The organism is Streptomyces himastatinicus ATCC 53653 (assembly GCF_000158915.1).
GTDB lineage: Bacteria > Actinomycetota > Actinomycetes > Streptomycetales > Streptomycetaceae > Streptomyces > Streptomyces himastatinicus.
In genome coordinates this window covers 9,934,012-9,943,707 of the sequence record NZ_GG657754.1, presented here as the reverse complement: position 1 = coordinate 9,943,707, position 9,696 = coordinate 9,934,012, and the positions used below count along the sequence as shown (strand labels likewise).

Genomic DNA, 9,696 nt, shown 5'->3' with positions numbered 1-9,696 from the left:
GCGCAGATCGACGAACTGTCCGCCGTTCGGCAGGTACGAGTGCCATGTCCTCGCCCTTGAGGCCGGTGATGTCGGGGACGTACGAGCGGCCGGCCATCGTGGTCAGCAGCTTGGACTTGAAGTAGCCGCCGATCTGGGCCGGCTTCAGCGAGACGCCCGTGAAGCGCCCCTTGGCATCGGCGACGACCTTGTCGCTGAGCCCGCCGGTCCAGTACCAGAGGGTCATGTCGCGGCCCGTGGAACCGCTCGGTACCGAGCAGCCCGCCGTGGTGCCACCGAGCGTCGCGGCCGCCGTGGTGGCCAGCCCCGCGCGCAGCAGCCCTCTCCGGGAGAGGTTCACCGCTCCCACCGCCCTTCAAAAGTGTGCAAGGTATGGCATGGAATCGTGCGTCCCTCAATCAGAAAGAGCAATAGTTGAGCAGAAGCAAGCATAGAAATGATTGAGAATGACGAGTACTGTGCACGACGTGCTGGCTGAGCGACGACATCAGATGATCTTGCGAGCGCTGCGTTCCGGTGGACCGGCCGCTGTGGCGGACCTCTCCGCCCAGCTGAACGTGAGCGCCGCGACAATCCGCCGCGATCTGCTGAAGCTGGAGGAGGACGGACTGCTCACCCGGGTGCACGGCGGCGCGGTCGTGGAGGGCGGCGACCAGCCCTTCGCCGAGGTCGCCGAGGTGCGGGTGGCGGACAAGGACGCCATAGCGGTCCGGGCCGCCGGGCTGGTCGAGGACGGGCAGACCGTGCTGCTGGACATCGGCACCACCGCCTACCGCCTCGCCCGGCAGTTGCACGGCCGCAGACTGACCGTGATCACCAGCAAATCTGGTGGTCTACGAGGAGCTGGCCGACGACACCGCCATCGAGCTGGTGCTGCTCGGCGGGGTGCTCCGGCGCGAGTACCGCTCGCTGGTCGGCTTCCTCACCGAGGACAACCTGCGCCAGCTGCACGCCGACTGGCTCTTCCTGGGCACCAGCGGCGTCCGCCCCGGCGGCCAAGTCATGGACACCACGGTCGTCGAGGTCCCGGGTCAAGCGGGCCATGATCGCGGCCTGTGACCGGGTGGTGCTCCTCGCCGACGCGGCCAAGTTCCCCGGGATGGCCAAGGTGTGCGACCCCGGCGACCTCGATGTCGTGGTGACCAATGCCCCCTCGACCCTGCCGGCCTGTGCCGCGTTCGAGGAGGCCGGAGTGGAAGTGGTGCGGATATGAAACTCACGATCCTGGGCGGCGGCGGATTCCGGGTGCCGCTGGTGTACGGGGCGCTGCTCGGCGATCACGCGGAGGGCCGCGTCACCGAGGTCACCCTGCACGACCTGGACCCGGCCCGGCTCGCGGCCGTCGCCCGGGTGCTCGGCGAGCAGGCCGACGGCATACCCGACGCCCCCACCGTGACCGTCACCACCGACCTGGACGAGGCGCTGCGCGGCGCCGCCTTCGTCTTCTCCGCGATCCGCGTCGGCGGGCTGGAGGGCCGGGCGACCGATGAGCGGATCGCCCTGGACGAGGGCGTCCTCGGTCAGGAGACGGTCGGCGCCGGGGGCATCGCGTACGGGCTGCGCACCGTACCCGTCGCCACGGAGATCGCACGGCGCGTCGCCCGGCTCGCACCCGACGCCTGGGTCATCAACTTCACCAACCCGGCGGGGCTCGTCACCGAGGCCATGTCCCGCCACCTCGGCGACCGGGTCATGGGCATCTGCGACACCCCGGTGGGTCTTGGGCGGCGCGTCGCCCGCGTCCTCGGCGCCGATCCGGACCGGGTGTGGATCGACTACGTCGGGCTGAACCACCTCGGCTGGCTGCGGGCCCTGCGGATCGACGGGCGCGACGAGCTGCCGCGGCTGCTGGCCGACGACACCACCCTCGGCTCGTTCGAGGAGGGCAGGCTGTTCGGCGGCGAATGGCTGCGCGCGCTCGGCGCGATCCCCAACGAATACCTGCACTACTACTACTTCAACCGCGAGGCGGTACGCGCCCATCGGGAGGCCAAGCAGACCCGCGGGGCGTTCCTCCGCGACCAGCAGGCGGTGTTCTACGAGGCGATGCGCGACCCCGCCGCCCCGCCGCTGGCCACCTGGGACCACACCCGCGCCGAGCGCGAGGCCACCTACATGGCCGAGAACCGGGAGGCGGCGGGCGCCGGTGAGCGCGACACCCACGACCGGGAGTCCGGCGGCTACGAGCAGGTGGCGCTCGCCCTGATGCGCGCCATCGCCCGCGACGAGCGCGCCACGCTGATCCTCAACGTGCGCAACGGCGCCACCCTGAGCACCCTGGACACGGACGCGGTCATCGAGGTGCCCTGCCTGGTGGACGCGAACGGCGCCCGCCCCGTGTCCGTCGCGCCCCTCCCCCACCACGCCACCGGCCTGGTGTGTGCCGTCAAGGCCGTCGAACGCGAGGTCATGGCCGCCGCCGAGAGCGGTTCGCGCGCCACCGCGGCCAAGGCGTTCGCCCTCCATCCGCTCGTGGACTCGGTCACCGTCGCCCGCCGTCTCGTCGACGGCTACGCGAGCGGGCACCCCGGCCTCGCGTATCTGAACCGGAAGTAGGAACCTCCGTCATGCACGATGAACGCCGCCGTATCGAGGAGCGCGTCGAGCGCGTCCTGACGCAGCGCATCCAGCCGGCGGTCCATGCCGCGACCGTGCCCCTCACCGTCGAGGCGTGGCAGGTACCCGACGAGCCGGTGCCGTTCGCGGAGGCCGCGGCCGCCCCGTACGAGCCGTTCGCCGTCGGCACCCCGTGGGGGCCGCCGTGGGGCACCACCTGGTTCCGGGTCCGGGGCGAGGTACCGGCCGCGTGGGCGGGGCGGCGGGTCGAGGCCGTCTTCGATCTGGGCTTCGTGGGCGACTGGCCGGGCAACCAGGCCGAGGCGCTGGTCCACACCCTGGACGGCAGCCCGCTGAAGGCCGTCAATCCGCAGAACCAGTACGTGGCCGTGGCCCATCCGGCCGAGGGCGGCGAGCGGATCGCGTACCTCATCGAGGCCGCCTCCAACCCCGACATCCTCGCCGACGACTTCGCCGCCCCGACCCCGCTGGGCGACAAGCTCACCGCGGGCAGCGCCCCGCTGTACACCTTCGGCCGCGCCGACCTCGCGGTGCTGGACGAGAACGTCTGGCACCTCGCCCTGGACCTCGCGGTGCTCCGCGAACTGATGCTGGAGCTGGACGAACACCAGCCGCGCCGCCACGAGATCGCCCACGCCATCGACCGCGCGCTGGGACGGCTGGACCTGGAGGACGTGTCCGGCACCGCCGCCGCCGTGCGCGACGCGCTGCGCGGTGTCCTGGAACGCCCCGCGCACGCCTCCGCCCACACCGTGTCGGCCGTCGGCCACGCCCACATCGACTCCGCGTGGCTGTGGCCGATCCGCGAGACCAAGCGCAAGACCTCGCGCACCTTCTCCAATGTCACGGCGCTGGCCGCCGAGTACCCCGAGTTCATCTTCGCCTGCTCGCAGGCACAGCAGTACGCCTGGGTGAAGGAGGGATATCCGCAGGTCTGGGAGCGGATCCAGCAGGCGGTACGGGCCGGGCAGTGGGCGCCGGTCGGCGGTATGTGGGTCGAGGCGGACGGCAACCTGCCCGGCGGCGAGGCCATGGCCCGCCAGCTCGTGCACGGCAAGCGCTTCTTCCTGGACGAGTTCGGCATCGAGACCAAGGGCGTGTGGCTGCCGGACTCCTTCGGCTACAACGCGTGCTTCCCGCAGCTGGCGCGGCTCGCCGGAAACGAGTGGTTCCTGACCCAGAAGCTCTCCTGGAACCAGACCAACAAGCTCCCCCACCACACCTTCTGGTGGGAGGGGCTCGACGGCTCCCGGATCTTCACCCACTTCCCGCCGGTGGACACCTACAACGCAGAGTTCTCCGGCCAGGAGATGGCGCACGCGGTCCGCAACTACGCCGACAAGGGGCGCGGTACGCGCTCGCTGGCGCCGTTCGGGCACGGCGACGGGGGCGGCGGCCCCACCCGGGAGATGCTGGAGCGGGCCCGTCGGCTGGCCGATCTGGAGGGCTCGGCGAAGGTCGTCATCGAGCACCCGGACGACTTCTTCGCCGCCGCGCGCGCCGAGTATCCGGACGCTCCCGTGTGGTCCGGGGAGCTGTACCTGGAGCTGCACCGCGCCACGTACACCTCCCAGGCGCGCACCAAGCAGGGCAACCGGCGCAGTGAGCATCTGCTGCGCGAGGCGGAGCTGTGGGCGACGACGGCCGCGCTGCGGGCGCCCGGTTACGCGTATCCGTACGAGCGGCTCGACCGGCTGTGGAAGACGGTGCTGCTGCACCAGTTCCACGACATCCTGCCGGGCTCGTCCATCGCCTGGGTGCACCGGGAGGCGGAGGCGGAGTACGCGAGGGTGGCGGCGGAGCTGGCTGAGATCACGTCCGCGGCCCTGGCCGCGCTGAGCGTAGAGCCGGGTGGCGGAGACGCCCGCCCGCATGTGTACAACACCAGCCCGCGCCCGCGCGCCGAGATCGTCGCCGTGCCCGGGGGCACCGCCGACGGGCAGCCGCTCGCCGACGGCCGGGTCGCCGTCCACGCCGAGGTCCCCGCGTCCGGCAGCGCTCCGCTCGACGCCGACACCGACCCGGGCCATGTCACCGTCGGCGACCGGGTGCTCGACAACGGACTCATCCGCCTCGAACTGGCCGAGGACGGCACCCTCGCCTCCCTGCGCGATCTCACCGCCGACCGCGAGGTCTTCGCCCCGGGCGCCCCCGGCAATCTGCTCCGGCTGCACACCGACCTCCCTCAACTGCTGGGACGCCTGTGACGTCGACAAGCACTACCAGCAGCGCTACACCGACCTCCTCGACGCCGAGTCGGTCACCGTCGCCGAGAAGGGCCCGCTGCTCGGTCGCTGCGCGTTCGAGCGCGCCTTCGGCAAGGGTTCGCGGATCATCCAGACGATCACGGTCCGGGCGGGCAGCCGCCGTATCGACATCGGCACCGACATCGACTGGCACGAATCCGAGAAGCTCCTCAAGGCGGCCTTCCCCTTCGACATCCACGCCGACCGCTCCACCGCCGAGATCCAGTTCGGCCACGTCCACCGCCCGACGCACACCAACACCAGCTGGGAGGCGGCCCGGTTCGAGGTGTACGGCCACCGGTGGGTGCACGTGGGCGAGCCCGGCTACGGGGTCGCGGTGCTGAACGACGCGACGTACGGGCACGATGTGTCCCGTACGACCCGCGAGGGCGGCGGCACGACCACCACCGTGCGGCTCAGTCTGGTGCGCGCCCCGCGCATCCCCGACCCCGAGGCGGACCAGGGCAGGCATCGCTTCACGTACGCTCTGCTCCCCGGCGCCACCGTGCAGGACGCGATCGCCGAGGGGTACGCGCTCAACCTCCCCCTGCGGGTGGCCGATGCCCGCACCGCCGCCGCCCCGCTGGTCACCACGGACGGCCCGGCCGCCGCCATCGAGGCCGTCAAACAGGCCGACGACCGCTCCGGCGATGTCGTGGTGCGGCTCTACGAATCGCTCGGCGGCCGCACCCGCACCACCCTCCACCCGGGGTTCGCGCACACCGGTGCCGTGGTGACGGACCTCCTGGAACGGCCGGTCGCGGACGCCGAGCCCGTCACCGCGCATGAGGACGGCAGCGTCACCGTGTCCTTGCGCCCCTTCCAGATCCTCTCCCTCCGGTTCACCAGGAGCTGACCGCATGGCCATGCAACCCTGGTTCCCCGACGCCAAGTTCGGCATCTTCATCCACTGGGGCATCTACGCCGTCGACGGTGTGCAGGAATCGTGGTCGTTCTTCGAGGGCGACGTCCCGCACGACCAGTACATGGCGCAGCTCGACGGGTTCACCGCCTCGGCTTACGACCCCGCGGCGTGGGCACGGCTGTTCGCCCGCGCCGGGGCCCGGTATGCGGTGCTCACCAGCCGCCACCACGACGGTGTCGCCCTGTGGGACACCGCCCAGGGCGAGCTGAACGTCGTACGGCAGACCCCGGCGGGCCGCGATCTGGTCGCCCCGTACGTGGCCGCGCTGCGCACGGAGGGGCTGAAGGTCGGGCTGTACTACGCGCACAACGACTGGAACCACCCCGACTACGCCACCACCCGCTACACGGGCAGGCCGCCGGAGCAGGAGAACAATCCGTACGCCGAGGTCCCCGAGGAAGAGGCGGACCTTGAGGCATGGGCGCGCTACCTCGCCTACCGCGACGCTCAGGTGCACGAGCTGACCACCCGCTTCCGCCCCGATCTGCTCTGGTTCGACGGCGAGTGGGAGCGCACCGAGGAGCAGTGGGGGATCCGGGAACTGGCCGCGCGGATCCGCGCGGAGGTGCCGGACTGTGTGCTGAACGCGCGCATGCTCAGCGAGGGTGACTACGCGACGCCGGAGCAGGGCGTGCCGATCGAGCCGCCCACCGGACCCTGGGAACTGTGCCTGACCCTCAACGACTCCTGGGGTTTCCAGCACCACGACAAGAACTACAAGTCGACCGGGCAGCTGATCCGCTACTTCACCGAGACCATCGGCGCGGGTGGCAATCTGCTGCTGTCGGTGGGCCCGAAGGAGGACGGCACGATCCCGGCCGAGCAGATCGAGCGGCTGGAGGGCATGGGCGACTGGATCGCCCGCCACGCGGAGGCCGTGTACGGCACGGTGGCGGGCCTGCCCGCCGGACACCACTACGGCCCCAGCACCCTCGCGGCGGACCGCCGCACCCTCTATCTGACGGTCTTCGACATCCCGCGCGGGCCCATCGGCGTCCGGGGCCTGCGCACCCCGGTCCGCGGGGTCCGGGTGCTCGGCACCGGCACCCCGCTGGAGCACCGGGTCATCGGCGGCCTCCACGAGGTGCCGGGGGTGCTGTGGATCGACCCGCCCACGGCCGCCGATCTGGACGCCCACGCGACCGTGCTCGCCGTGGAACTCGACGGCGAGCTGGAGCTGTACCGGGGCTCCGGGCGCAGCTGAGGAACCCCGGCGGCGGTCAGCTCCGCACCTGGATCAGCGCATGGGTGCCACTGGTGCGCCAGTGGCGCTCCTCCGCGTCCAGCGCGGCCTCGGTGTCCGCGTCGAGGCCGGTGATGACGTCCGACTTCAGGGTGCGCAGCGCGGCCACCGGCCCGGGGAAGTACGCGGTGCGGTCGGCGAAGGGGGTGGTCGGGGACCACAGCCGGTCGCCGACGAGGCGGCGGTAGTTAAGGTCGCCCTTCAGCACGGTGAGGGTGGCGTCCGCGAACTCCCGGCGCAGATCGTCCGGCATCGCGTCGTACGGCAGGGGCGCGCAGAAGAAGTCGTGCGCCCGGACGGTGAGCCGCCCGTCGGCCATCGCCGCCCACAGCCGCGTCCCGGCGTCGCCCGCGGCACCCTCGGCACGCGCCAGATGGCGCAGACAGTCGACGACGTCGGAGGTGGTGGCGTCGGACACGTAGTACGGGTACGGCTTCACCTGGAGGACGACCCGCTCGGCGCGCTTGTGGCGGAGCAGATGGTCGATGAGGACGAGGTCGGGGAGGAGTTCGCGGCCCGCGTTGTCGGCGACCAGGCACAGCGTGGCCGGTGCCCCGGCGGGCAGCAGCCGCCACAGGACGTCCGAGTCGTCGGCCACCAGCGGTTCCCCGGCCGACGACGCGGCGCCGCCGGAGGAGATGGTGAAGCCGAGGTCCGCGCGGTTGCCCCAGAGCGCGCCGTGCAGCAGCGCGTCCGCGGCCTCGTCGGCGGGCCGGTCCAGGATCTGGTCGAGCGCGGTCAGTTCCCGGGCGGCCTCGGGGGTGTCCAGCTCGGCCTGTTTGAAGGGCCGGAACGGGTCGATGCCCTGCCAGGGGCCGGGGGCGAAGTAGCCGACGGCTCCCAGGAGGCGGCGGTAGAAGTAGCTCTCGATCCAGAGGAAGGGCACCTCGAACCACGAGCGGCCGAAGTACTCCCGCCCCCAGGTCTGCCATCGGTCGTGGTCGTGCGCGCCCGGGTCGAGCGGGGTGACGACGCCCTCGGCGTGGTCGTGGCGCAGGGCGTCGAGCGCGCGGTGCTGTTCGGGGCCGTACGGGAAGGCGTCCCGTACCTTCTCGATGAGCGCCGGATGCCGCTCGGCCAGCACACTCCGGGCGAACGATCCGGGCTCATCGCAGAGGATCACGGGCGCGTCGGCGGGTTCGGACATGGCAGCCAGCGTTTCACACCGCGACCGGGACGTGCGGGTTCACCAGTGCGCGGGGCGCGCGAGGGCGGACGGCAGCCGGGTGGCGGCGTCGCCCCGGGCGGCGTTCAGCTGGGCCTGGGTGAGGAAGAGGGCACCGGTAAGATCGGCACCGACGAGGGAGGCGTCGCGGAGGTCGGCCCCGATCAGATCGGCGCCGCTGAGGTCGGCACCGGTGAGGTCGGCCGCGATCAGGCAGGCCCCGCGGAGGCTGGCGCCGCGCAGATCGGCGCCCCGGAGGCGGGCCCCGATGAGATCGGCTCCCCGGTGGTTCTTCTTCTTGCCCCGGCCCCGGGGCCGGACCCCGGCCCGCGCCAGTTCGCTCGTCCGCAGCAGCAGCGCGTTGACGCCGTCCCGGTGGGCGGCCACGTCCAGCGCGAGGAGTTCGTCGGCGCCGCCCCGGGTCAGCCGCTCGGTGGTACGGAGCGCCTCGCGCAGCTCGTCGTGGACGGGGCGGGCCGCGGGGAGGGTGAGGGCCTCGGTGAGGTACCAGAGGAGTTCATGGAGCTGCCGCATCACGGGGAAGACGGCGAACATGTCGGCCGCGGCCCCTGGGTGGGTCCGCCAGTCGCGGCCCTCGAAGGTGGCTTGGGAGACCTTCTGTCCGGCGCCGAAGCAGTCGAAGACGGTGCAGCCCGCGAAGCCCTTCTCGCGCAGCCGGGAGTGGATGCCGCAACTGAAGTCGGCGGCCAGGTTGTGACAGGGCCGCCCGGCGGGCTTGTCGACGGCGAAGTCGGCCGAGGCCGCGAAGGGCAGGGCGACGCAGCACAGCCCGAAACAGCTGCCGCAGTCGGCCCGCAGATCGGGGCGGTCCGCATCGGATTTGGGGGCCTCGGCTCCGGCTGACATCGTGGTGTTCTCCCCGGGGGACGCGCACCGCCCTGGTCCCGGCGGTGCTCCTGCAAGGTCCCATGGTCCCAGGGCGGCTGCGGGACCGTCAGCCCGGGATGATGAGGTCGATGCCGTACCCGGCGACCGCCAGGCAGGCGGCGAAGCACACCGCCGAGACGGCCATGGCCCATCTCTCCCGGCCCCGCCTCGGCAGGGCCCTGGCGGGGCGCGGCTCGCCCGCGGCGCGGGCCCGGGCGGCGATGCCGAGCGAGAACATCACGACCACCACGATGGTGATCCCCAGGCTGACTCCGAAGACCCCTCCGAGGGTGCCCCACTCGATGTCCATCGCGTCCGCCTCCTCCGCCCGCTCCGCCCGTGGTCCGGGGCCGTGGTCACGCCGCCGGGCGCACGGGGTGCTCCGGGCGCTCGGCGGCGGGCAGCTCGTTGACGTTGCCCGAGTTGACCGGGCGGCGCCGGGAGAGCGCGTAGAAGCCCGCGGCCGCCACCACCGCGATGCTCGCCACCAGGGCCACGCCCGCGTCGCCCCGGTCGGCGACCCAGGCCGCGACGCCTCCCACGGCCGCCGCCGCTGGCAGGGTGAGCAGCCAGGACACCGCGATCCGCCCGGCGATCCCCCAGCGCACCTGGGCCAGCTTGCGGCCGAGTCCGGCGCCCAGGATGCTGCCCG

The 9,696-nt window shown here is 72.4% G+C and carries 5 protein-coding genes and 4 pseudogenes; 4 read left to right on the top strand and 5 right to left on the bottom strand.

Going from position 1 to position 9,696, the window contains the following annotated elements; genetic code table 11:
* Positions 1–340: pseudogene (locus SSOG_RS54450) on the bottom strand (sugar ABC transporter substrate-binding protein); the annotation flags it as partial.
* A 127-nt stretch (positions 341–467) separates the two neighbouring features.
* Here SSOG_RS54450 and SSOG_RS42055 point away from each other — a divergent pair.
* The 4 genes and pseudogenes from SSOG_RS42055 to SSOG_RS42040 all read left to right on the top strand — a co-directional run bounded on the left by SSOG_RS42055 (position 468) and on the right by SSOG_RS42040 (position 6,952).
* Positions 468–1,213: pseudogene (locus SSOG_RS42055) on the top strand (DeoR/GlpR family DNA-binding transcription regulator).
* On the top strand, positions 1,210–2,556 hold the full coding sequence (locus tag SSOG_RS42050) for a 6-phospho-beta-glucosidase (protein ID WP_009720422.1): 1,347 nt from the start codon (positions 1,210–1,212) through the stop codon (positions 2,554–2,556). Before SSOG_RS42055 ends, SSOG_RS42050 begins: the two are co-directional and overlap by 4 nt.
* An 11-nt stretch (positions 2,557–2,567) precedes the next feature.
* Positions 2,568–5,679: pseudogene (locus SSOG_RS42045) on the top strand (alpha-mannosidase).
* 4 nt (positions 5,680–5,683) lie between these two features.
* Positions 5,684–6,952, top strand: a complete 1,269-nt coding sequence (locus SSOG_RS42040) for an alpha-L-fucosidase (RefSeq protein ID WP_009720419.1) — start codon at positions 5,684–5,686, stop codon at positions 6,950–6,952.
* Between the two features lie 16 nt (positions 6,953–6,968).
* On the opposite strand, the gene SSOG_RS42035 is transcribed toward SSOG_RS42040, so the two are convergent.
* From SSOG_RS42035 to SSOG_RS42020, 4 genes and pseudogenes are all read right to left on the bottom strand, one after another.
* A complete protein-coding gene (locus SSOG_RS42035) occupies positions 6,969–8,138 on the bottom strand; it encodes a damage-control phosphatase ARMT1 family protein (protein WP_009720418.1) in 1,170 nt (389 codons plus the stop codon).
* Positions 8,139–8,177: 39 nt separating this feature from the next.
* On the bottom strand, positions 8,178–9,023 hold the full coding sequence (locus tag SSOG_RS42030) for a pentapeptide repeat-containing protein (RefSeq protein ID WP_009720417.1): 846 nt from the start codon (positions 9,021–9,023) through the stop codon (positions 8,178–8,180).
* A gap of 88 nt (positions 9,024–9,111) precedes the next feature.
* Positions 9,112–9,354, bottom strand: a complete 243-nt coding sequence (locus SSOG_RS42025; protein ID WP_009720416.1) for a hypothetical protein — start codon at positions 9,352–9,354, stop codon at positions 9,112–9,114.
* Between the two features lie 46 nt (positions 9,355–9,400).
* Positions 9,401–9,696 (bottom strand): annotated as a pseudogene (locus SSOG_RS42020) (inorganic phosphate transporter); the annotation flags it as partial.